Source organism: Microvirga aerilata, assembly GCF_016743775.1.
Classification (GTDB): Bacteria; Pseudomonadota; Alphaproteobacteria; order Rhizobiales; family Beijerinckiaceae; genus Microvirga; species Microvirga aerilata.
Genome location: NZ_JAEQMY010000012.1, coordinates 16,965 through 39,101 on the forward strand (window position 1 = coordinate 16,965; position 22,137 = coordinate 39,101).

The 22,137-nt window shown below is 58.9% G+C and carries 16 protein-coding genes and 1 pseudogene; 6 read left to right on the forward strand and 11 right to left on the reverse strand.

The window, feature by feature from the left end; all coding sequences use genetic code 11:
* Nucleotide 1: 1 nt before the first annotated feature.
* Entirely contained in the window at nucleotides 2–1,168 is a 1,167-nt protein-coding gene (locus JKG68_RS10520) for an ABC transporter substrate-binding protein (protein ID WP_202059055.1), read from the reverse strand.
* A gap of 430 nt (nucleotides 1,169–1,598) precedes the next feature.
* Here JKG68_RS10520 and JKG68_RS10525 point away from each other — a divergent pair.
* Nucleotides 1,599–1,889 (forward strand): annotated as a pseudogene (locus JKG68_RS10525) (hydantoinase B/oxoprolinase family protein); the annotation flags it as partial.
* A gap of 126 nt (nucleotides 1,890–2,015) precedes the next feature.
* On the opposite strand, the gene JKG68_RS10530 reads toward JKG68_RS10525, so the two are convergent.
* From JKG68_RS10530 to JKG68_RS10570, 9 genes are all read right to left on the reverse strand, one after another.
* Nucleotides 2,016–3,230 carry a hydantoinase/carbamoylase family amidase gene (locus JKG68_RS10530; protein WP_202059057.1) on the reverse strand — a complete coding sequence of 405 codons (1,215 nt, stop codon included), beginning with the start codon at nucleotides 3,228–3,230 and terminating at the stop codon, nucleotides 2,016–2,018.
* A 45-nt stretch (nucleotides 3,231–3,275) separates the two neighbouring features.
* Nucleotides 3,276–4,040 (reverse strand): creatininase family protein, encoded by a 765-nt coding sequence (locus JKG68_RS10535; RefSeq protein ID WP_202059059.1) that lies wholly within the window; start codon nucleotides 4,038–4,040, stop codon nucleotides 3,276–3,278.
* An 18-nt stretch (nucleotides 4,041–4,058) separates the two neighbouring features.
* Nucleotides 4,059–5,222: a M20 aminoacylase family protein gene (locus tag JKG68_RS10540; protein WP_202059061.1), complete on the reverse strand. Its 1,164-nt coding sequence runs from the start codon at nucleotides 5,220–5,222 to the stop codon at nucleotides 4,059–4,061.
* A gap of 155 nt (nucleotides 5,223–5,377) precedes the next feature.
* Nucleotides 5,378–7,243: an ABC transporter ATP-binding protein gene (locus JKG68_RS10545; protein ID WP_202059063.1), complete on the reverse strand. Its 1,866-nt coding sequence runs from the start codon at nucleotides 7,241–7,243 to the stop codon at nucleotides 5,378–5,380.
* A gap of 35 nt (nucleotides 7,244–7,278) precedes the next feature.
* Complete coding sequence (locus tag JKG68_RS10550) at nucleotides 7,279–8,034, reverse strand: ABC transporter permease (RefSeq protein WP_202059065.1); 756 nt, start codon at nucleotides 8,032–8,034, stop codon at nucleotides 7,279–7,281.
* A 65-nt stretch (nucleotides 8,035–8,099) separates the two neighbouring features.
* Entirely contained in the window at nucleotides 8,100–9,041 is a 942-nt protein-coding gene (locus JKG68_RS10555; RefSeq protein WP_202059067.1) for an ABC transporter permease, read from the reverse strand.
* A 74-nt stretch (nucleotides 9,042–9,115) separates the two neighbouring features.
* The gene (locus JKG68_RS10560) at nucleotides 9,116–10,663 is read right to left on the reverse strand and encodes an ABC transporter substrate-binding protein (protein WP_202059069.1); all 1,548 of its coding nucleotides are present in this window, start codon (nucleotides 10,661–10,663) and stop codon (nucleotides 9,116–9,118) included.
* Nucleotides 10,664–10,848: 185 nt separating this feature from the next.
* Nucleotides 10,849–12,420 (reverse strand): amidase, encoded by a 1,572-nt coding sequence (locus JKG68_RS10565; protein ID WP_202059071.1) that lies wholly within the window; start codon nucleotides 12,418–12,420, stop codon nucleotides 10,849–10,851.
* A 262-nt stretch (nucleotides 12,421–12,682) separates the two neighbouring features.
* Nucleotides 12,683–13,477: a FadR/GntR family transcriptional regulator gene (locus tag JKG68_RS10570; RefSeq protein WP_202059073.1), complete on the reverse strand. Its 795-nt coding sequence runs from the start codon at nucleotides 13,475–13,477 to the stop codon at nucleotides 12,683–12,685.
* Nucleotides 13,478–14,435: 958 nt separating this feature from the next.
* On the opposite strand from JKG68_RS10570, the gene JKG68_RS10575 reads away from it, so the two are divergent.
* From JKG68_RS10575 to JKG68_RS10590, 4 genes are all read left to right on the forward strand, one after another.
* The gene (locus tag JKG68_RS10575; protein WP_202059075.1) at nucleotides 14,436–15,767 is read left to right on the forward strand and encodes a tyrosine-type recombinase/integrase; all 1,332 of its coding nucleotides are present in this window, start codon (nucleotides 14,436–14,438) and stop codon (nucleotides 15,765–15,767) included.
* 766 nt (nucleotides 15,768–16,533) lie between these two features.
* Nucleotides 16,534–16,746 (forward strand): helix-turn-helix transcriptional regulator, encoded by a 213-nt coding sequence (locus tag JKG68_RS10580; RefSeq protein ID WP_202059077.1) that lies wholly within the window; start codon nucleotides 16,534–16,536, stop codon nucleotides 16,744–16,746.
* Between the two features lie 302 nt (nucleotides 16,747–17,048).
* The gene (locus JKG68_RS10585; protein ID WP_202059079.1) at nucleotides 17,049–17,966 is read left to right on the forward strand and encodes a hypothetical protein; all 918 of its coding nucleotides are present in this window, start codon (nucleotides 17,049–17,051) and stop codon (nucleotides 17,964–17,966) included.
* A gap of 228 nt (nucleotides 17,967–18,194) precedes the next feature.
* Nucleotides 18,195–19,889: a DUF927 domain-containing protein gene (locus JKG68_RS10590; RefSeq protein WP_202059081.1), complete on the forward strand. Its 1,695-nt coding sequence runs from the start codon at nucleotides 18,195–18,197 to the stop codon at nucleotides 19,887–19,889.
* 367 nt (nucleotides 19,890–20,256) lie between these two features.
* On the opposite strand, the gene JKG68_RS10595 is transcribed toward JKG68_RS10590, so the two are convergent.
* A complete protein-coding gene (locus JKG68_RS10595; RefSeq protein WP_202059083.1) occupies nucleotides 20,257–20,979 on the reverse strand; it encodes a LuxR C-terminal-related transcriptional regulator in 723 nt (240 codons plus the stop codon).
* 759 nt (nucleotides 20,980–21,738) lie between these two features.
* Here JKG68_RS10595 and JKG68_RS35140 point away from each other — a divergent pair.
* Nucleotides 21,739–22,137, forward strand: coding sequence for a hypothetical protein (locus tag JKG68_RS35140; protein ID WP_202059085.1), 399 nt, complete (start codon nucleotides 21,739–21,741; stop codon nucleotides 22,135–22,137).

The following is a 22,137-nucleotide window of genomic DNA, read 5'->3' on the forward strand; positions in this document are numbered from 1 at the left end:
GTTACGCGGCTTTGAAGCGCTGCCACTCTTCCTCATAAGCCTCAATGTTCGAGGGCCAACGAGCCTGCCAGGTTCCTCCGGACTGGAACTTGGTCTTCACGCCCGCATCAATGTCGGCGATCTTTTTGGCCGTGACAGGATCAAACTTGCCGGACTTAGAGGCAAACTCGGGAGCCGCCGGGTTTGTCATGTATCCGCGAAGATTGGTAATCACCGCACCGTATTCCGGGCTCAGCATAAAGTCGAGAAGCTGGTAGGAGGCCTCAAGCTTCTCTGGTGAGCGGTTACCCGCGACAAGGTAGGCTGCCATGGCCCACAGCAGGAATCCCTCCTTCGGAGACGCGTAAACGGCATTGACGCCCTTGGCCTTAGCGGCAAAAACCATCGGTTCCCAGCAGTCCATGACGTAGACCTCCTGGTTCACGAGGAGGTTGACGGCCTGCTCGAAGCTGGACCAGACAACGCGGAATTGCCCCTCCTTCTTCTTCTGGATCAGGAAATCGACAACCTTCTTGATCTCCTCCTTGGTCATGTTGGAAGGATCTTTGATGTCAACCAATCCAGCGGCCTTAAGGTACAGCGCGGTTTTTTGACCTGCCGTTGTGTAGTTGTCCTCAAGTGCGACATAGCCACGAAACTTGGGATCGAACAGTGCTCCATAGGAGTTCAGCTCGCCGCCGGTCTTCTCTGGCAGATAGGCGAAGGAGTCTCCCTGAAGAATGGTTGGAACACCATATACCTTGCCGTCATAGCCGATGAAGTCGAAGCCTTTGGACCCTGGCTTGAAATACGATGCTATGTACTCGTTGTTCTGCCAGTTCTTAAGCCGGCTTGTATCAAGTGGGAGGATCAGTTTGTTCTCGACCAATGGCTTTTGCATGCCGCCGACAATGTTGATGATGTCGTAAGTTTGCCGTCCCCCGCCGGCGATCAACTGGTTCAACACAGCCGATGGACCATTGCCAATTGAGACGAGGTTGACCTTGTTTCCAGTGGCCTTCTCGTAGCCGGACCAGTCGCCGTTTGGATCGCCAACACCAATGTCTGCCAGCGTGACCGTTTGCCCGACAGCGAAAGCTGCGCTGGGGCGGAGCGCGAGCGCTCCGGCGCCGACAGCGGCACCTGCCAGAAGAGTACGGCGGTTAAACTGCTTCAGTTCATTGCTCATACTTCGCTCCCTCACCGACCAGCGTCCGTGGCCTTGCAGCGGATGATGACAAACTACCGATAACTTGTCGAGAAATCGGTACAAGGCTTCTCTTCTGGACACCGGATGCCCAAGAATTAAGCGTACAGTACTCATCAAGCCAGTTCTCGCGCGCAAAAAGGAGCCCTTTGCTGTTCTACAAAGAAGCGGCCGCTCTCGCCGCCTGGTCATAGTACCCGGAGAGCGTCCGCATCTGCCCCGCGATCCGCGAGAGCATGGCCTCGTCGAGCTCCAAGGAGGCGACAGGCTCGACCAGAAGCGCCTCCCGGATGGCCTTGTACTTCTCGCATGCCTTCGTGCCGGCGGCCGTCGATGAAACCAGCTTTTCCTTGCCCTTTTATGGCGGCTGATCAGCTAAGGCGCTCCAGCTTCTTGATGGAGTAGCTGACGAATCCGTCGGGGATCCGGCGGGACCGGCCGCTGGAAAGCCGGTGATGGGACATCCCGCACGATCCGGTTCATGCAAAGGATGGATTGCGCCATACTCTCAGGCCACCGGCGGGTACGCCCCTTTAGCCTTGCAGGCGGTGAGCCGGGCCAAGTCGGTGAGCACTGAGACCGGCGCGCCAACGGGAACATGGAACGGCTTGGTGGCTGTGATCAGACCGTTTTGGAGGCCGACGATGCGATCATCATCAAGACACCAACCGGCGGTGGCTACGGCGTGGCAGAAGTCCGGTAGCACAGGCGGAGCATCTGCCGTCCGTCCCCTCGCGCCAAGGACGAAAGGCGTTGTCATGCCAATCGTGCGTTCCAGGCATTGAAGCTGAGAATATCCCAGTGAGGGCAGCCAGCCGGAGTTGACGGTTCAGGGACTAAGCAACAGCAGTGACTCAACGGCGGCTCCGAGAACGGTGCAACCTTGAACAAGATCACCAGGCCGTGTGTCTTCCTCAAAGCAATGGCTCCTGCCGGCAATCGACGGCACAAACAGCATGGCACTTGGCATGATGCGGCTCACCGGCACCGCATCATGCAGTGCACCGGATACCATCCGCCGCCACAATCCTGGTGACAGACGCTCGGCAGCACTGGCGAGGGTGCTAACCAGCGTAGCATCTAACGGCGCTGGCGGGAGTTTAGCGGTCACTTGCGTCCTGATCTGAACGGCTCCCTTTGCGCTGATGTTTTCTGCAATGCTCACGGCACGTGCGGCGAGGTGGTTGAGGCGGGCTTGCTCGGGATCGCGGATCTGGAGCATGGCGTCGGTACGGCCCGGCACGATGGATGTGGCGTTCGGGCTAACCGTCACGCGCCCGAAGGTCCACACGGTGGAGGGGCCGGCCTCGGAGCGGAACGCTTCGTCCACCGCATGGGCAAAAGCCACAAAGCCCATGACAGCATCGTGCCGGCGGTTCATCGGGGTGGTTCCGGCATGGTTCTGGTCGCCAATGACCGCTACCTCGACATGCTGCATCCCAACAATCGTCTCGACAACACCGATCGCTTCGTCGGCGTCGTCCAGAACAAGCCCCTGCTCGATGTGGGCCTCGATATAGGCTTTGAAGAGCTGAGGCGAGACCTGTTCCGCGGTTATCAATTCAGGCATGCCGGCAAGAATATCGCGGAGCCTACGGCCGTTGCGGTCAGTCCTGTCAAGGATTGCCGAGAAGGGCAACTCGCCGCTCCACACCCGGCTTCCCAAGAGCGGCTCGAAGGTTCCCTCCTCATCAGCGAAGGAAACCACGGCAATACCCGGTCGGCCGGCTTCCTGCGCTGCGCGCGCAATCTCCAGCCCGCAGATCACACCGTAACTTCCATCGAGCCATCCGCCCTCAGGCTGTGTATCCGAGTGGGAGCCGATGAGGACCAGGGGCCTCCCTGTAGGAGGCAAGCCAAACAAATTGCCGATTGGATCCCATACAGGGCGCAGACCTGCTTCCGCAAAACGCCGTGCAAGCCAACGCCGCCCCTCCAGATCGGTGGCAGTGAAAGCCTCCCGCACCACGCCGGTGCCGTGGCCGCCAATCTGTCGGAGCGCCGCCAAATCATCAAGCAGGCGGGTGGAATTGATCTCGACCATCCATACGGCTCCACTGTGAAGGGGCTGAGAGAAGCTAAGGAATATTCAGTTCCAAGGTTTGCCGAGAGCAAGTTGATCTGCAAGGGCGCTTGAGGCCGCCTCCAGGAGACGCTCGCCCTTGTCAGCCGAAGAGCGACGGGCATCACCGATCACCCCGGTTGGGGCGAACTCTTGAAATGATCGCCACCGGTGCAATGGCGGACTCAGCACAGAACCCGCTCCGCTTGCCTGCGGCCCCAGGGCATTGGGTAATTCTGCGACGTCGACCAGATCTGGTCGAACTGCCATCATCATCGAGGTCTCGGCCTCGCAGGCGTGCAGGACGGACTGCTGATCCTCTAGGATCTCTGCGAAGGCCTCATCGGCGAGAAGCCAGTAGGATGTGGTGGCGATCGGCGCTTTAAGCTCCCGCGTGAGTTCCACCATCAAAGCATTCAGGGCACTCATGTTGCCGCCGTGCCCATTGACGATCAGGATCCTGCTGAATCCGGCCCGCAAAATAGAACCGCATAGATCGCGCAGGAGTGCGTGGTAAGTTGGCAATGTAAGGGTGAGACTGCCGCCAAAAGCCATGTGGTGCTCGGCGAGCCCGATCCCAATTGTCGGTGCGACGACCACTGGGGCGTTCTGGCCTGCAAGCTTCAGCGCAGCCCGGCGGCAAACCTCCGAGCAGAGGACATCGTCGACACCCGTGGCAAGATGCGGTCCGTGCTGCTCCGTAGATGCGACAGGCAGGAGCACGATGGCTCCGCGGCCGGCACGGTCACGCAGTTCAGCGGCCGTAAGGTTCTGCCACAGGACTTGCGCCATCGACAACCTCCTCTCTTTTCACAACGCAGGCAGGCGTGTTTCGACCAAACGGGCGAAGAGGCTCGCGCCAGTGGTCAGGATTGCGTCGTCAAAAATAAACCCTGGATTATGTAACGGGACGTCACCGCTGTGGCCGAGCCAGCAGTAAGCGCCCGGCACCGCGCGGAGCATGTCGGCAAAGTCCTCGCTGCCCATCATCGGTCGAGGCGCTGTCAGAACCTTGTCCTCGCCGACCACTTCACGAGCGACCTCAGCCAGTGCAAGAGCATGCTCCTCGCTGTTTTCAAGCACGGTGAAAATATCGCGGATATCGACAATGATCTCGACATCGAACGCTATGGCCGTCCCCGCCGCAATGGTTCTGACCCTGTCACGTATCTTAGCGCGGACCTCATCCGAGAACGCCCGGATTGTCCCGGCGAGGGCGGCATGCTCTGGAATGACGTTGTAAGCGGATCCAGCGTGGATCTGCGTGATCGACAGCACAGCGGGCTCAATCGGATGAACATTCCGGCTCACGATGCTCTGTAGCGCCTGAGCGAGAGCGGTTGCCACGATTGTGGGATCGCGCGCCTCTTGCGGCATCGCACCGTGGCTCCCGCGCCCCTTGATGCTGATATCGAAGAAATCAGCACCTGCCATAGCGGCTCCTGGCCAGACGGCGACCTGCCCCGGTTCAAGATACGGCGCGTTGTGGAGACCATAGATCTCATCGCAGGGGAAGCGCTCGAACAGGCGATCCGCCAGCATCGCGCGGGCGCCGCCAAGCCCCTCCTCGGCCGGTTGGAAGATGAACACGACGGTTCCACTGAAATTCCGTGTTTCAGCCAAGTAATGCGCAGCACCGAGAAGGATCGTGGTGTGTCCATCATGGCCGCACCCATGAAAGCGGTTTGGGATGGTCGATCGGTACGGCAGGTTGGTTGCCTCCTCCATTGGGAGGGCATCCATATCGGCACGGAGCCCGATGCGCCGCCCATTATCGCTGCGACCCTTGAGGACGCCAACAACGCCTGTTCGGCCGATGCCGCGATGAACCTCAATGCCCCACGATGCAAGCTTCTCGGCCACTAGGCCTGAGGTGCGCACCTCCTCAAAGCCGACCTCGGGATGAGCATGGAGATCGCGCCGAATCGCCGTAAGCTCATCAGCGAAGCGGTTGATCAGGTCGAGTGTGGGCATGTGAGGCGTCGCTCCATAGCAATCGTATTGTTGGTCAGAGGGAAGATTGAAGACTGCATTTTCGGTCAGAACCCTGTCTCCCCCGCTTTGAAAGAGCCCTGTCCTGCTGGGCCGTATTGGCCAAGCTTTCATCGTAGCCAAGTGCCGCCGTGCCCTCAGGAGGGGCGGAGGACGTAATGGCCTGGCGCGACCTCATCATAGGCCGAACGCTCTGGTTCATGTCCCAGCGGGAATATGGGCGAGGGAACAGGCTTAAACTTCAGGTTTTCGTGCATACGGCGCTGCCGCGGATCCGCGATCGGCACGGCCAGCATGAGGGATTTCGTGTAGGGATGACGCGGATCCTCGAAGACGGCCTGCCGTGGCCCGAGTTCGACAATGCGACCAAGATACATCACCCCGACGGAGTGCGAAACCCGCTCGACCACGGCCATATCATGGCTGATGAACAGGAAGGACAATCCAAGATCGGCTTGGAGTTCCATCAAGAGGTTCAAGACTTGCGCTTGCACGGAAACATCCAATGCCGACACCGCTTCGTCCGCGACGATGAGTTTAGGATTAGTTGCAATTGCCCGAGCAATCGCAACACGCTGGCGCTGCCCGCCGGAGAGCTCATGCGGGTAGCGGCGCAGGAAGCTGCGCGGCAGTTCTACCCTGTCAAAAAGATGGGCGACCCTATCCTCAAGTTCCCTGCCGGATGTGAGATGGAAGTTCAGCAGCGGCTCAGCGACCTGATCCTGAAGCCGCCGAAAGGGATTGAGAGAGGCGAAGGGATCCTGGAAGATCATTTGCATATTCCGGCGCGCCTGGCGCAGCTCGGTGGCGCCGAGCTTTCGGATGTCCTGGCCATCAAGCCAGATTTCTCCCGTGTAGGCTTCGATCAGCCGGAGGATTGATCTCCCACAAGACGACTTTCCGCAGCCTGTCTCGCCGACAAGCGACAGTGTCTCTCCCACCTTGAGTGAAAAGCTCACATCCTCCACAGCATGGACGTTCGCAACCGTTCGGCGCAGCACACCACCCTTCACAGGGAAGCGCGTGGTCAGGTTCTTCACATTGAGCAGCACCTCGCGGTCAAGGTCCTGAGCGACGCTCGGCTGGATTGGGGGAGTCGGCTCAGCACCGAGGATGCGCATCGGCTCCGGTGCCGCTTTGCCGCGCATCTCGCCAAGCTTCGGCACGGCTGCAAGCAGAGCCCTCGTGTACTCCTCGCGGGGCGTCTCAAAAATCTGATCCACTGTTCCCTGCTCGACAACGTTGCCGCGGTACATCACCACGACCCTGTCGGCCATCTGCGCCACGACTGCCATGTCATGTGTGATGAACAGGACCGCCATCCCATTCTCTCGCTTGAGCCGGTCGATCAGGGCAAGGATTTCAGCCTGGATCGTAACGTCAAGAGCGGTGGTTGGCTCGTCAGCGATCAGAAGCCGCGGCTCGCACGCCATTGCCATTGCGATCACCACCCGCTGCCGCATACCCCCTGAGAGCTCGTGTGGATACTGCTTGAGCCGCCGCTCTGGCTCGGGAATTCGCACGCTCTTCAGGAGTTCCAGGGCCATGGCACGCGCCGCTTCCTGGCTCAAACCTTTGTGGATCCTGAGGCCATCGGTCAGCTGGCGTTCAATGGTAAAGACTGGATTGAGGGACGTCATCGGCTCCTGAAAGATCATGCCAATTTCGTTGCCACGGATCTCCTGCATGAGCGCAGTGTCCGCATGGACAACGTCCATCATCTCGCCGCTTGCTCGATTGAACCGCAGACTCCCCTTCGTGATGCGCCCGCCGCCGAATTCGACCAGCCGCATGAGCGAAAGCGAGGTGACGGACTTTCCTGATCCCGACTCACCGACCACGCACACGGTCTCACCCGGCATGATTGAGAAGCTGACATTTTCGACGCCAACGACAATGCCGTCATCTGTGTCGAACTCAACGCGCAGGTTTTCGACGGATACCAGTGGCTGGGCGCTATGGTTGCTTGCAGTATTGAGCGTCTCAGATTTCCTGTCGAGCATCTCAAACTTTCCTTCAGTTCCAGTCATCGGCGCCACTACTTGGTCCGCGGATCCAGGACATCCCTTAGAGTGTCTCCGAACATGTTGAGACCGAGCACCGTCAGGGCCACTGCTGCTCCAGGCACCAGCGCTGTCCAGGGAGCAATATCGAGGTAGTCACGCGAGGCCTGGATCATCAGGCCCCAGGAGGATTGCGGAGGCTGTGTTCCGAGGCCGAGGAAGGACAAACCAGCTTCAGCCAGGATGGCGAAGGCGAGGCTGATCGTCGCCTGAACGATGATTGGCGGCATGATGTTTGGCAAGATATGCCGGAGGATCATCTGCAGGTCGTTCGTGCCCGCAGCTCGAGCCGCCTCGACATAGGGCATCTGTGCCACCCGCAGCGCCTCGCCTCGAATAATCCGGGCGAGGAAGGGTGTGAATGCTATGCCGATGGCAATGATCGTGTTTGGCAGGTTCGGGCCGAGCATTGCACTGATGGTTAGTGCCAGCAGCAGGGCCGGGAAGCTCAACAGAGTATCGACAAGCCGCATCAGCACGTTATCAACATGCCCGCGATAGTAGCCTGAGATGATGCCAAGTGGAAGTCCGAGGAGTACGCTCATCGCAACGGCGGCCCCGGCGATCATCAGCGAAGTGTTAGCGCCAAGCATTACGCGGTAGAACAGGCTGCGTCCCAGTTGGTCTGTGCCGAGCAAGTAATCCGCCGAAGGGGGGCGGAGCCGAGCGGTCATGGTCATCCGCGTCGCGAGATCGGCGGGAATCAGCAGAGGCGCCAGGATCGCAATCAAAAGGATCGCTAGAACCAACGAGAGTCCGATGAGGCCCTTAGGAGTGAGAAACCGTTTCACTGCGCCTACCCCAGCCGGATGCGAGGATCGACGAGCAGATAAAGCAGATCGACGATCAGGTTGGTCAACATCACTACTGCAGCGATGACAAAGACGGTTGCCTGGATCAGGGGCACGTCGCGGTTCAGCAGAGCCTGATAGGTGAGCCAACCCATGCCGGTATAATTGAATAGCGTTTCAACCACAATGATGCTCCCGAAGAGATAGCCGACCTGGAGCCCAGCGACGGTCATTACGGGTCCGATTGCATTCGCCAGCGCGTAACGCCAAACCACCGTTCGCTCAGCGAGCCCCTTGGCGCGGCTGACCCGGATGAACTCCTGTTCGAGAATTCCCGTCATGGTGGATCGTGTCATGCGGGTGAGATGCGCCATCAGGCCAAGGCCGAGCGCAAGAGCGGGCAAAAAGGCGTGCATCAGAGCACGCCCGAATTCTTGAGCCGGATCGGCAAAGCCGCTCGAAGGGAACCAGCCGAGCGTTCGGGCAAACAGCAGGATCATGACGATGCCCCAGAAGAAATCGGGTAAGCTGATCCCGAGCAGGGCGCTGCTGCTGCTGACTGTATCCTGCCATCGGTTGCGATGGACGGCAGCCCATACCCCGAGCGGAACCGCACATGCGAGTGCAATGACCATCGACATGATGACGATGAGAGAACTCGCCTTGATTTTCTGGATCAGGAGTTCCGCGATCGGCTGCTTGAACACCAGTGAGTGCCCCCAGTCTCCGGTCAGCAACCCGCCGATCCAGCGGCCGTACCGCATGATAACGGGATCATTGAGGCCGAGCGACTCGCGCAGCCCGGCCAGCGCCGCGGGGTTGCTCTGGGTGCCCATGATCATCGTGGCAACGTCGCCTGGAAGTATGTTTGTGACCCCAAACGTGATCACCGAGATCAGGAAGAGGGTGAGGACGATCGAGAGCAATCGGTTCAGGATATAGGTCATGAGGTGTATCCAACAGGGCCGCGTCCCAAAACAAACGGAGCCGGCGCGCCGTTGCGCGCCGGCCTTTGCGCAGGTTAGGCCCGCAGCCAAACCTTATGAAAGTTCAGGTTGCTGCCGTTCGGATGAACGATCGTGTCAATTCCACCAACCGACGGCTGCGCCCCAATTGAGCCGTTCCGGAACCACAGGATGACATCGTGAACCTCATCGAAAATGCGCTGCTGCACCTGCTTGTAAATATCATCCCGCGCTGCAGGATCGGTCGTGACGCGTGCCTTCTCAAGAAGTTCGTCCAAGACCGGATCCTTGATCTTGCGGTAGTTGAAGGCGCCCGTTGAATGCCATTCGCTGTAGTAGAGGAAGTCAGGCTCCCACAACGTGAAGAAGTTCATCATACTGACTTGGAAGTCCTTGTTGGTCCAGACTTGGCTCAGCCAATCACTCCAGGTCAGCTGCTCAATGGTCATCTGGACGCCCGCTTCGCGGAACCACTCGACCATAATCTGGGCAGCCTCAATGTGGTAAGGATAGTTTGTAGTTGTTTTGAAGACGACTTTGAGCTTTCCAGGACCGTAGCCTGCTTCGGCTAGGAGCGCCTTGGCTTTCTGAATGTCCTGAGGCCGGTTGCTCAGCGCCGCGTTGCGGGAAGTTGAGGTTGGGTAGCTCGGGGTGGCCGTGAGCTTGCCCTGGCCCCAGAGGGCTCCCTGAAGCAACTGCTCCTTATCGATGAGCAGGTCGAAGGCCAGGCGAACCCGCTTATCCTTGAAGGGTTCGAACTCATGATTGAAGTTAACGAAATCCCAGTTGAGCGGGAACCAGGTCCGGACCTGGAGTTTGGAGTTGCTTTTGATCTCCTCAATCCGGTCCGCTGGAATATCGTTGATCATGTGGAGCTCGCCTGTGCGAAGTCCGGTCAGGCGCACCGTGGGCTCGGTCACCTCGCGGGCGATCACGCGCTCGAGGTAGGCAGGCCCGTCCCAGTAGTCATCGAAGCGCTGCAGTTCGACCTCGTGGCCGAACTCGCGTCGCACGAACTTGAAGGGGCCTGCGCCGATCGGCGTATTGGCCTGCGCCTCGCCCGATCCCTCCGGCATGATGGCGCCTGCTCCGTTCTCCGCGAGGCGACTGAGAAAGGGAGCGTTGACCTTGGACATCTTCACGACCACGGTCAGGTCATCCGGCGTCTCGATGGCCGCGACGTTGTTGAAGACCTCGAAGTTGACCGCGCCAGTGGCCGGGTTCTTGCAGCGCTCAAACGAGTACTTCACATCAGCAGAGGTCATGGTCTTGCCGTTGTGGAACTTGACGCCGGGTCGCAGGCGAAAGGTGTAGGTCAACCCATCGTCGCTCTGCTCGTACTTTTCGGCGAGGTTCGGGATCACCTTGAGGTTCTGATCGACTGTCACGATCGGGGCATGCACGTTCTGCAGCACCCGCAGGGTAGAGGCTGTCCCGGTCTGGTGGATGTCGAGGTTCTGTGTGGTCTCCGAATGGCCCCAGATCAGGGTGCCGCCGCGTTTTGGCGCGTCCTGAGCCGTGAGGGTGGCCGGGTGCAGCGTCCCGAGGAAGCCGGCTCCCCCGATAACGGCTGCGGTGGATTTCAGAAAGTCTCTGCGTTTCATCTGATCCCTCTGATTCACTGTGCGCTGTGGGCGCGAGCTAATCGTGTTGTGAGCTGTCCCACTGGCTCCGGCAGACGGTGGCCGCGGGCTTCTTATCGTTAATCTCTGATCTTCGGCCTGCTCCTCTCCAGGGAGCGTGTCTCCAGGGAGCCTGCCGCCGGGACGACGCTCCCGGATCAGCTTGGTCAGGACGGAAGACCAGGCCTGAGCGCGGCCACACCGAACTCGCGCTCAAGGGCCATTCCCAAGTTCAGGATGGACCCCTCCTCGAAAAGCCGCCCCCAGATCGAGATACCCTGCGGCACCCTGAACGTCGGTCCCGCTGCGTCAGGTTCGCCTGTCGTAAGCTTGCCCTCACCGAGGGAGGCATCGCTGCGGGTGCCAACATCAAGGAAGCCAGCGCGCAGGTGTAAGCATGGATGGCCGGTGAAGTTGCTTGCGATCAGCATCGGGCCGGTCATGAACGGCCCGATCAGCGCATCAACTTGGGAGAAGAGGCCGTCTAGCGCCAGCATCACCTGATAGCGCAGCCGGTCGAGCTGGACGTGGTCCACAGCCGAGAGAAACCGCGCCTTGCGGAAGGTGTTGGGCCATGCGCCCTCGTCCTGCCAGGTCAGGGTGTCGTCGAGATCGGTCAGCGTCAGCTCCTCGAAGGCGGCGGCGGCCTCAGCATAGAGGATGTTCATCAGCGAACCGTAGGGCAGATCGGGCAGTGAGACTTCGACAACCTCGATCCCGAGGCGGCGCACGGCCTCAAGTGCCGCATGGTCGACTGCGTTGGCTCCCTCACCAAATGCCTCAGGCAGGTAGCCGAGCCGCATCCCCGCAAAGTCCGCGTTCGCATCGAAATGAAATGGCGCATCAATGGACGAGCGATCCGCGAGATCAGGGCCATTGAGGGCAGCCAGCACAATGGCGGTGTCCTCGACTGATCGGCAGATCGGCCCTACCTTGTCGAGCGACCAGCAGAGCGCCATACCGCCCGCGCGCGAGACCCGGCCGAAGGTCGGGCGCAAGCCGGTAGTGCCGCAGCGTTGACTCGGCGATGTGATGGAGCCCAGCGTCTCCGTACCGATCGCAAAAGCACACAGCCCTGCGGCCGTGGCCGAAGCCGACCCGGCGCTCGATCCACTCGATCCTTCGTTGAGGTTCCAGGGATTGCGGGTGCGCCCGCCATACCAGATGTCGTTGTACGCCAGGGCGCCGACGGTTGTCTTGCCAAGCAGGACCGCGCCGGCCGCGCGCAGCTTACGAACGATGGTCGCATCGTTCTCAGGCACCCGCTCCCGGAACGGCTCCGCTCCCCAGCCGGTGACAATACCCTTGGTGTCAAACAAATCCTTGAGCCCATAAGGAATACCGTGGAGCGGCCCAAGATTGACGCCAGCCCGCAGCAGCGCATCCGCTGCGTCCGCCTCGGCCCGTGCAAGTTCAGGCGTCACCATCGCTAAACATTCAAGCTTAGGTCCGAGCGCCTCAATCCGGGCGAGGTAGATCTCTGTCAATCTGCGGCTGGTCAGAGCGCCCGAGGCAATCCAGGCAGAAAGCTGCGTCACCGGCGCAAAAGCGATGTCGGAGTCGTCTCGCGGGACGGACGTCGGCCCGGGGGCACTGAAGCGCAGCGGGCCCAGGGGGGCGGGCATGCGGAAGGTGGAGAGCCGGGGATCGAAACGGCTAGCCATCGGCGTAGAATTGGCGAGCGGCACCGCTCGGCGGGCACGGGCTGAGGTGATCTGACCCTCCAGATTGCCCGCCATTTGGCTTCGCTCTTGCGATGTATAGACAATCCCTAAGAGGCGCTCTGCTGCTTCGATGTCATTCGGAGTTATCGTTTGCTCATTCATCCTTACTGACCCCTATGCAAAACTTGCCGCTCATCAGAGGCAACATCGCAGGCTCTCGCATCAACTGAGACTTTCCTTGGCGTTCCCGATTGATCCTGCCCGGCCGACAGTGATGCTTGCTTATTGCCCCGCGCTGGGCGCAGGAACGATTTTGGTCCCACGCCATCTGGAGAGTTCATCGCCGGCCACGCTGCTTCACACTCCATATTGGAGTTCTTTCTTGATATTCAGGAGAAATGGTTGTTCCCGACGAAGCCCAGCCATCATAGGATAGGGGGCTCGTCATGGTCTGGAGAATGCCGTCACGGACGAGTTGCAGGTGCTCGCGCATGGCTTGCTCTGCGGCATGGGCCTCGCGCTGTCCAATGGCGGTGATAACCCGGCGGTGCTGCTCAGCGATCAGCCGCTGCCGCTCGCCGGAGCGAGCGCGTTCGCGCAGAAGCAGCCAAGTCTTGTCCTGCCGGATACGATCGACCATCTCGAAAATCGCCAGCAGCAGGCTGTTACCGGCAATCTCCGCAATCGTCCGGTGCAGAGCGCTGTCCCAGAGCTCGCGACTGTCCGCGTCAGCGCTGGACGTGACCCTGTCGGCAAGGCGCAACAGGCGCTGGACGTCGCCGTTCGAGGCCCGCAGCGCCGCCATTCGCGCGAGGGCCGGCTCGATCTCGAGACGGACATCCATGACCTCGAGGGGATTGGTGCGCTCGGTCAGTTCTTCCAAGCTCGGGTGGGGCTGAACTGGACGCGGGCCGAGGAATGTCCCTTTTCCTTGATGGCGCCAGATCCGTCCCTCGGTTTCCAGGACCTCGAGAGCCCGCCTCAGGGCCTGTCGGCTGATACCAATTTGCGTGGCCAGAACACGCTCCGGTGGGAGCCGTTGCCCCTCCTCGAAGGAGCCCTCCTCAAGCAGAGCCCGAAGCCGCACCAGGGCAAGGTTCGAGCTATTAGGCAATGACTCTGGTTGGGACATCGGACACCAAACGGAACCAACTGTTCTGCCAGCGCATAGCGTGGCGAACTTTCTGTTCAAAACCATGCGCACTGATGATCTTAATGCAAACCACCGCTAAACCAATCAGCAATTGGTCTGATACTGGTTTGTCGCACAGGCTGACTGGAGCGGCGACCGGACGATGAGGAGTTGCTTCGTGCGAACCGGCGCGTCTTCGGGCATCGAACCGAAAAACTTCTAGGCCTGGGACGCCCCAAATCTTTCGGCTCGAGCGGTGCTGGATCATGCAAGGACAGCGCCTATGCTTGTTGGCTTCTGAAGCCGTGCAGCCCGCTTTCTCCGTGAAGTCAGGTTCAGGTTGATCATACCAGTCCGCCAACTTTTAGTCGCGTGGCTCCATCATCTGGTATTTAGCATGATCCGAGCGTGGCCTCCCCAAGGCGTGGGCAAGTGCTTGGCAGTCGCCCGCTTCGCCACAGTAGAATCAATAGCTGACATATCGAACAGGCAGGAACGGTACGTTCCATGCTAAAACGTTATTCTGCCGATTTGGCTCTTATGATAGGATGAGGCAATTCAATTCCAAAGAGTAGCTTCAGATAGAGTATCTTCAGATATAGTCTTCGCTCCCTGTGCAGACTTCTTGAATCGCGCAAATGGTGTTTGGCGACCCCTCCAGACGCTCGAACCAGTTCAGGACATCACGCGCCGACAAGTGAACACGCTCTGGTCAGTCGGCACAAAGCCAACGAGCGCTCCCTTCCATGCCACCCTGCCCATGCAAAGAGCCCCCAGATCCGCAATCTGGAGAACAGCCTTAACGGAGCCAATCAGTTCCTCCCATATCAGGGCCAAAAAAGTCTCTTGTTTCCTTGCACTAAGTCCAGTGTTAAGCCAAGATCGTCACATTGGATAACAGGGCGTAACGGCCCGTATCCGTTACCCCTGTGTTACCCCGACGAGAGCACCAGACGGCATGGCCCGCCCCCTCACGGCGCAAAGCGTCGATAAGCTCAAGCCCAATCCCGCCAAGCGGCTGGAGGTGCCCGACGGGCTGTTGCCGGGCCTCTACCTCATCATTCAGCCGAGCGGCGCACGGTCATGGGCGGTGCGCTATCGCCGCAACGGCCAGACCCGCAAGCTGACGCTTGGCCCCTACCCTGCCCTCACCCTAGCCATTGCCCGGGAACGCGCCCGCGCCGCTCTGAAGGCTGCCCAAGCCGGAGAGGATCCGGCGGCGGACAAGCGACAGGCTCCTGGTGCTACGGCAGTTGCCGACGACGGCGCCAGCGACCTTATTTCAGACCAGCTCGACGCGTTCCTGGCCCGGCACGTCAGACTCAAGGGCCGTCCCCGCTACGCGGGCGAGGTCGAACGCCTGCTAGAGCGCGAGGTGCGCCCGCTGTGGGGCAACCGACGGGTGCAGGACATCACGCGCGCTGACGTGGTCGCCCTGCTTGATGCGCTCATGGATCGCGGCTCCCCCACGACCGCCAATCGTACGTTCGCCGCCGTCCGCAAGTTCTTCAATTGGCTGATCGAGCGCTCTGTGCTGGACGCCTCGCCCTGCATGCGCGTGCGCGCACCCCATGCCGAAACGAGCCGCGACCGGGTGCTAAGCGAGGATGAGCTGCGCTGGCTTTGGATGGCCAGCGAGCGCCTAGGCTGGCCGTTTGGCCCCTTCACGCGCTTTCTCCTGCTCACGGGTCAGCGGCGCGATGAGGTGGCCAAGGCACGCCGCAACGAACTCAGGCAGCCTGACCTCTGGACGATCCCGCGCGAACGCACCAAGAACGGCATTGCTCACGACGTGCCGCTCAGCACAGCGGCCCAAACCGTCATGGCCAGCTTGTTGCCGGTCGCAGGGCGACCGGGCTACCTGTTCACGACCACCGGCGAACATGCCGTCTCAGGCTACTCCAAGGCCAAGGCCCGCCTCGACCGGCTGATGCTGGAATGTGCCCGCGCGGAGGCTCAGGCGCGCGGCGGGGACCCGGATGCGATCATCCTGCCGGAGTGGCGACTGCACGACCTGCGACGCACGCTCGCCTCTGGCTTGGCCCGGCTGGGTCATCCGCCACATGTCGTAGAGGCAGTCCTGAACCACACCAACGGCACGATCAGCGGCGTTGCTGCCATCTACAACCGCTACTCCTATCTGGTCGAAAAGCGGCACGCGCTGGAAGCTTGGGGCCGGTTCATCGAGGCCCTTGCCGGTCCGCCGCGACAGCTCCCTCATTTAGGGGCAACCAGCGCTGCCGCCTCTGAGGCCTCTGTCTCATCGGGAGAACCGCTAAGGCACGGGTGAACGGCTTGCCTTTCATAACGCCCTCATGGCCTCCGATCATGTTGAGGTTCCAACCCTTGACTTGAAGCCGATGCGAGACCACACCAACGTGAACTTCACCCGGGCCGCTAGCCGGAGCAGTTGCCAGTCGATTTCAGCCGCGTCAGCACACATCGCTTGTGACGGCCCAAATCATCTGCAGGAAGTCCTCTCTATCCGACGCCTTCGCCTCTCCTCATCATCCATTTTGAACGGGCACCGCGCCTCTTGGGGCACCGCGATCATGATTCGGATCGTAGGTTCACCACAGCAGATGAAAGAATTGCCCTCAGCCTTGAATGGAGGCCCAGAGGCCAAAGTCGTGAACAACACCAATATCACGACGCAGAGGCCTGATGTGACCGCTCTTGCATCACGCGCTAGCCTGTGTTCAACTGCCATCGTGGTGAAGGTTTGGGACACCACGCACTGTGCCAAAACACGGTGCGCGACGCCTTAGGAGGAACCGAACATTTAAAGGCTGCGGCAACGTGAGTTGTCTTGGCCTTCAAATGGATTTGGAGGCTCTAGGCGTGACAGACAAAACTATTATCGTCTTTATAACCTGTCCTGCGATGCAGGCTCGCCTTTTGAGGCCGCCACGGCTTCGGACTGCTCTGAGCAAACATCGGCTCGGGAATTCCATCGGTCGTGCCCTGTGCCGCCGATCAACATCGGTATCTCTGACACTACGATTTTCAGTCGCTCCTCCTCACGGGATCGCGCTTTGTGACAGTGAGGGCCACCGATGAACCCGCTTGACTACCTTATCACAGCCCCTCGGCTCCGGCACCGCTTTGGCGGCATCTCGGACATGACCTTATGGCGTTGGCTCCGCGACCCCCGTCTGCAATTCCCCAAGCCCCTGGTGGTCAACGGACGGCGTTACTGGTGGCTCCGCGATCTTGAGGAATGGGAGGCGGCCCAGCGCCTGCCTGACCGTGGCCCGAACACTTCGTAAGCGGCAGAAACTGATGGCTGACAACACGCTTAACAAGCAGCTCCGCGCACTTGCGCCGGTTGGACTGGCGCAGCAGCGAAAAGCCATTTCAGTAAAGTAAGCACAGCGGCGCCAGCCGCCATTTCACAGCCACAACCGCTCACACGTCAGCCATTTCGCATGGCCGACGAGCGGGAGCACCTTGCCCAGGATCACACCCATGCCCGAACCCGATTTCTTGCCGTCCATTGGCCAGCCCACTGCCATCCGCCCGTGGCCCACATCTACCTGCCCTCTCCGACTGCTGCGTGAGGAGGTTGGCCATGCTGTTTAACCGCCGCTACACCTATGACCCAACCCAAGCGTCGCCCTTGATCTGTGAGATGATCGCCTCAGGGCGCTACGAAGGGAATGGTCCTCCGCACTGGAAGGTCGGCAGGTTCCAAAAGTCTTGCCAGACAGCCGAGGACGCAGAGCAGCAACGGTACGAACTGATTGACCAACTCCGACGCGCTAGTAAACACAACCCAGCCGCACTGGTCCTAGCCAATCGATTGGAAATCTGCCATCGGCTCAGTCGCTGTATGAGCGGTGCTTGTCCCGAGTGCCTACGGATCCTGCAGCGATGGTTTGTGGCTTCGAGCTTCAGCTTTCTCAAGGAACTCGGGCAGGATGTCAGCATCCTATCGCTGGTTCCACCTGATCAAGGAATGCCCATCGGGCAATTCGGACCTGAAGTCCTACCAGCCATGGCCAACCGCGTGAGAAAGGCCATGGAGAAGGCGGGCATCACCATTGCTGTCGGCGGCTTGGATTTTAGCGCCAACGAGCACGAAGCCGACGAGTTCACGCCGTACTACCAACCCCAGCTGTGGGTGCTAATCCCTCGGCACGAAGCACGGAAATCCAAAGCAAATCTGCTGGCAGTCTTTCCACCGACTCACACCACACGTCGTCCAGTCAAAATCCTGAAATGGAACGGCAACCGTGCGGCATTGGCATACGCCATCAAATCCAAATTCAACCGCCGCATGACCTATGACCGGGAAGCCAGTGACAATGGCTCACAACATGCCTGTCAAAACACTCGCCACCGTCCGCTGCGTGTCGAACAGCAAATCGAGCTTATGATCGCACTGGATCAGGCGGGCCTCAATGCACGACTGTTCATGCGTGGGGCACGCATTGTGCGAACGAACCACGGACCGATGATCAGACCGATCACGAAGCTCAATCCATGACAAGCAAAATCAGTGAAATCCGTAAAAGGCAGGAATTAGCTTGTTATCAGCCGCTGGAAGCCCGTTAAACAACAAAAATCGATAGAAAACGGTGTGAACTGCACGTTGGTCGGCGCCGATCCTGTCAACCACTCGCCGCTGATATCAGCGATCCATTTCAGGTGAGCAGGTGAGCAGGTGAGCAGTTGCACCACCCCTATAGCACTTCTCAATCAAGGAACAGAGACAATGATGAACCACAAAAATCGCGCGCGCGCCAACACAGGTCTGCACAACAAAACACTAGCCCTTATACCTAATGTGCGGGTCACGGCACTCGTCCACGACATAGACCAGAACAAGTACGCCTTAGAACTAAAATTTCGCAAAGTAGGAGGAGGGTCCGAGAGCCTGCTGGTTCCGCGGGCTGCGCTCGGCAGACCAGGTGATGTTGTCAAAGACCTCTTGAATGCAGGAGCCCTCCTTCCCAATGATCCACAATCTGCCGTTGGTTTCGTGACAGACGCACTGAAGCAACCACCAGAGCACGAAGTTGCAACTACTCGCCGAGGCGGTTGGCACGAACAAGGATTTCTCGGGCGGGGCTGGACGACAGTCAAGAGCACAAAACAGCTTCGTCTCCTTGCCAACTCGTCAGTCGATGAGTGCCTCGGCCTTACAAGCGGCGATCTAGAGTCCTGGCTTAATGGTCTTCGCGAACCTTGCCTAAACTCCGACATTCTAACGGTCGGGATTGGGCTTCCATTTGCTGGCGCGCTCCTTGAACTTGCCGGAGAGGACGAAGGAGCTATCCTGCACCTTCGGGGCGAGTCGTCGGGCGGCAAGAGTTTGACAGGTCGGGCACTTCAGTCTGTGTTTGGCCGCGCACGGAAATCAGATCTCGCAACTTTCGATATTACGGACCGAGCCTTGGAGGAGTTGTGCTTTGCCCGCAACGACCTTGCGGTGGTATTCGATGAGGAAGGTCGCAACAAAGGCAGCCAGCATCAGCGGCGGGAACGGCGTAGGGTTATCGCCTTCACGGTCCCAAGCGGGCGAGGCATGATGCGGTCCGTGAAGGCCGCACAGGACTCCGGCCTAGCCAACCTGACTTGGAAATTGTTTGCACTGTCATCGGGCGAAACGCCACTTGACGATCAGCCCGGTGATAGGCGGGTTGCAGGAGAGAAGGTCCGCCATATTGATATTGAAATCCCAGGCCGGGAGACTGGCGGGATCTTCAACTTGGTCGAAGGCAGCCCAGAGAAGAAGAGGAGGGAGGCAGCCCGTTTAGCTGCACTCGTGGAGGACACAATTGCGGACAACCATGGAGTGGCGATCAGGGTGTTTGCTGAGAAGCTTGCTGCCCAACGAGATGCTTTGAAGGAGCGGATCGGGAACATCGTGGCTGCTTTCATAAAGCATGTACATGCCGATACAGATGCGTGGGAAAGGCGATTCGCGAGCAAGTTTGGGCTGATTGCAGCAGCCCTGATCTTGGCTGCTGGGTTCGGCGTCGCGCCGGTAGATAAGGAACACGCGAAGCGTTGCGTGGTTCGAGTGTATCGCCTTGCCCGCCGGTCGGCGCTCTCGGTCGAAGAGAGAACTGCAAGTCTGCTCCAACGCCTACGCGAAGCTGTCAAAGATGAAAGGCGCTTTCCTAAGGTCGAAAAGGGAGATGCATTACCAACAAATCTGAAGAATCAGGCATGGGGCTTTAAGCGGACTGATCGGGAGCATGGTGCGTTCATCGCCATTGACCCTGTGCAATTCAGGGAGATGATCGGCTCAGGACCAGCGGCGGAAAGCGTGTTGGAGTACCTGACCTCAAAGCAATCAGTTATTCTTGGTGTGGGAGGTAAGCGGCGGCGGCAGATTGCTGTTCAGGGCTTTGATCGAGTTGGCCGCTCGCGTTGGATATGTCTGCGAGAGCAGTCTTTTTGAGGGCGTGACTACCGCGCGTAGCTAGGTCTTATACCAAAGTTGCCCGAAAGCGCGCTCCACCTTGCTCCTTTCTACCCGATGCGCAAGTGTCGCTGTTCACCCGCTGCAACTCTAAATACCGGCGATCCGGTACGCATAAAGAAAGCCCCAGGCGAGGGAACCTAGGGTTCTCAGCGAGAGAGCCTTCTAGTCGGTGTACTGAAGCAGCCTAGGTATTTCAAGGGAACGATGAGACCCTAGGCACAGAAACAACGCAACGTCCGTGCCTAGGACTCATCTAACCCTTCAGTTTTCGACCGTTCTCCAAAAGGAAACTTTCTTCCGGAGAGTGCCGCAAACATGTGATCCCATTTCCAGTCAAAGGACCTTACGACTTAGGTCCTGAGGAGGTTGGCCCCCGGATAAGATTTTCGCTGGCCCACATGGCAGCTTGGGTGCGATTGGCAACTCCGACCTTGCGCAGGATCGCTTTGACGTGAACTTTGATCGTCGCCTCAGCAACATCAAGCTTGCGCGCAATGACCTTGTTCGGTTCACCACGCATGATGCACCTCAGGATCTCTGCTTCCCGATTTGAGAGTTTGTGCGTCCCCAGATCAACAGGCAATGCCTCTGCCATCGACCTCTCCTGATCCGGCTCAGTGTTCAAACCGATCTCGTTCAGCAGCGAACGGGCCAACGTTACGGGTAGGGTGCTCCCGCCCATCATGACCAACTCAAGCGATTTAATCAGAACCTCAGGGTCATTTGCTGTCAGACAGAAACCATGGATACCAGCGTCGATTCCTAGTCGCACGAAGTTAATGTCGAAGTGATCGGCGACAGCGACGACCCGTGCCTCGGTCTGTCGGACCTTCAGAAGATTGATGATCTTTAGCGACTCCTCGGAAGAGTTGTTGGCATCTACGATGAACAGAGCAGGTTGTGTACCGAGGTGGTGTCGCCAAGGTAAGGTCTCATCAAACACTCTGTCAGATACGGTGAAGCGGGTGTTCGCCAAGAGATGCTTGAGCCCTGCATGGAGCAAAGGGTTCTTGCAGATGAGGACGGTCAAAAACTGATTGCGGCCTTTCGCTGCCTCCCCAGACATTTACCTGCTTACCCTTGTACGCCAAATGGAGCCATGTTGTTCAGAGATCAAGGTTGGTCCGGTAACAGGGTTTATCAAGCTCCAGGCTAGAAGAGTAATCACAATGGCAGCCCTCCTCATCCAGAAGGGACGGCTTGGTGAACAAAGAGACGCTCCAATGCTGAGCCGATACACTCACCTAAGGCCGGAGAAGGTGGCTGAGAAATTGACGAGGGCTACGGTCGGCAACAGGTCAAAAGAAAGAGCCTGAAGGGAGGATTATACCATCAGGCTCCTAAGCTCATTAAAGGGATCAACGAAGCTCAGAAACTAGGGGCTAAGCCTTCCGCCAGTCCCGCGGACGAAGCTTTGCGTATCATGCCTATCGGGCAACTGGCTCTATTTGGTCCTGCTCAGCCACACGCTCAGTCGTTTCTGTGGCGCTCTTTACACAATAGCGTGGAACCCCGGACGGTGTCGGCATGAGATGGCGAAGAACCCTGAACTAGCCAGCTGGAAGCTTTGGCGAGGTTCCTCTAGCCTGTACGACCTGACCGATCTTGAACACATACTTTGTCATGATGTTCCTCCATTCTTATGACGGCATTAGCTGGTCCGTCATTAGGCCTTGCATTGACGCAGACCCAAACGTGCAATGAACGCCGACACAGAGTTGATGCCCGGTCATGTAAAATTAATTGAAGCAGGCCAATCCGGGTTCCGCCATTGGGTATAAGTGCGTTTCCGCATGGACTTATCTAAGGGTTTGTTAAGCTGAGGATGTTCCTTCCTGAACTCGCCAGCCCCATCAGTCGAGCGACTTGGTGGGGCTCCTTTTCTCTAATCGGAGTTTCTAGTGGGGTCAGGCTCCTGCGCTTCCCTGAAAGGCACGATCAGAATGGTTTGGCCGCCCTCATCGTCGATCTCAACCGCGAAGTCATCCTGCTGGTCAGGGGACAGATCATTCCAGTATGGAACAACCTCAACGAAGACCCGAGCCACTCTCAATGCGACCTGACGGGCAACTTCGACACCGGGCAGGTCATAAGTTTTGGGATATCTAATCCGGCGTTGATGATTGGAAATGAACAGAGTGTACTGGGGCATGACGATAAGGAATATCAGCCAAGCACTTCAAGCCATCAATCCTCTCATAGGTATTACTTCTCGATCTGTTAA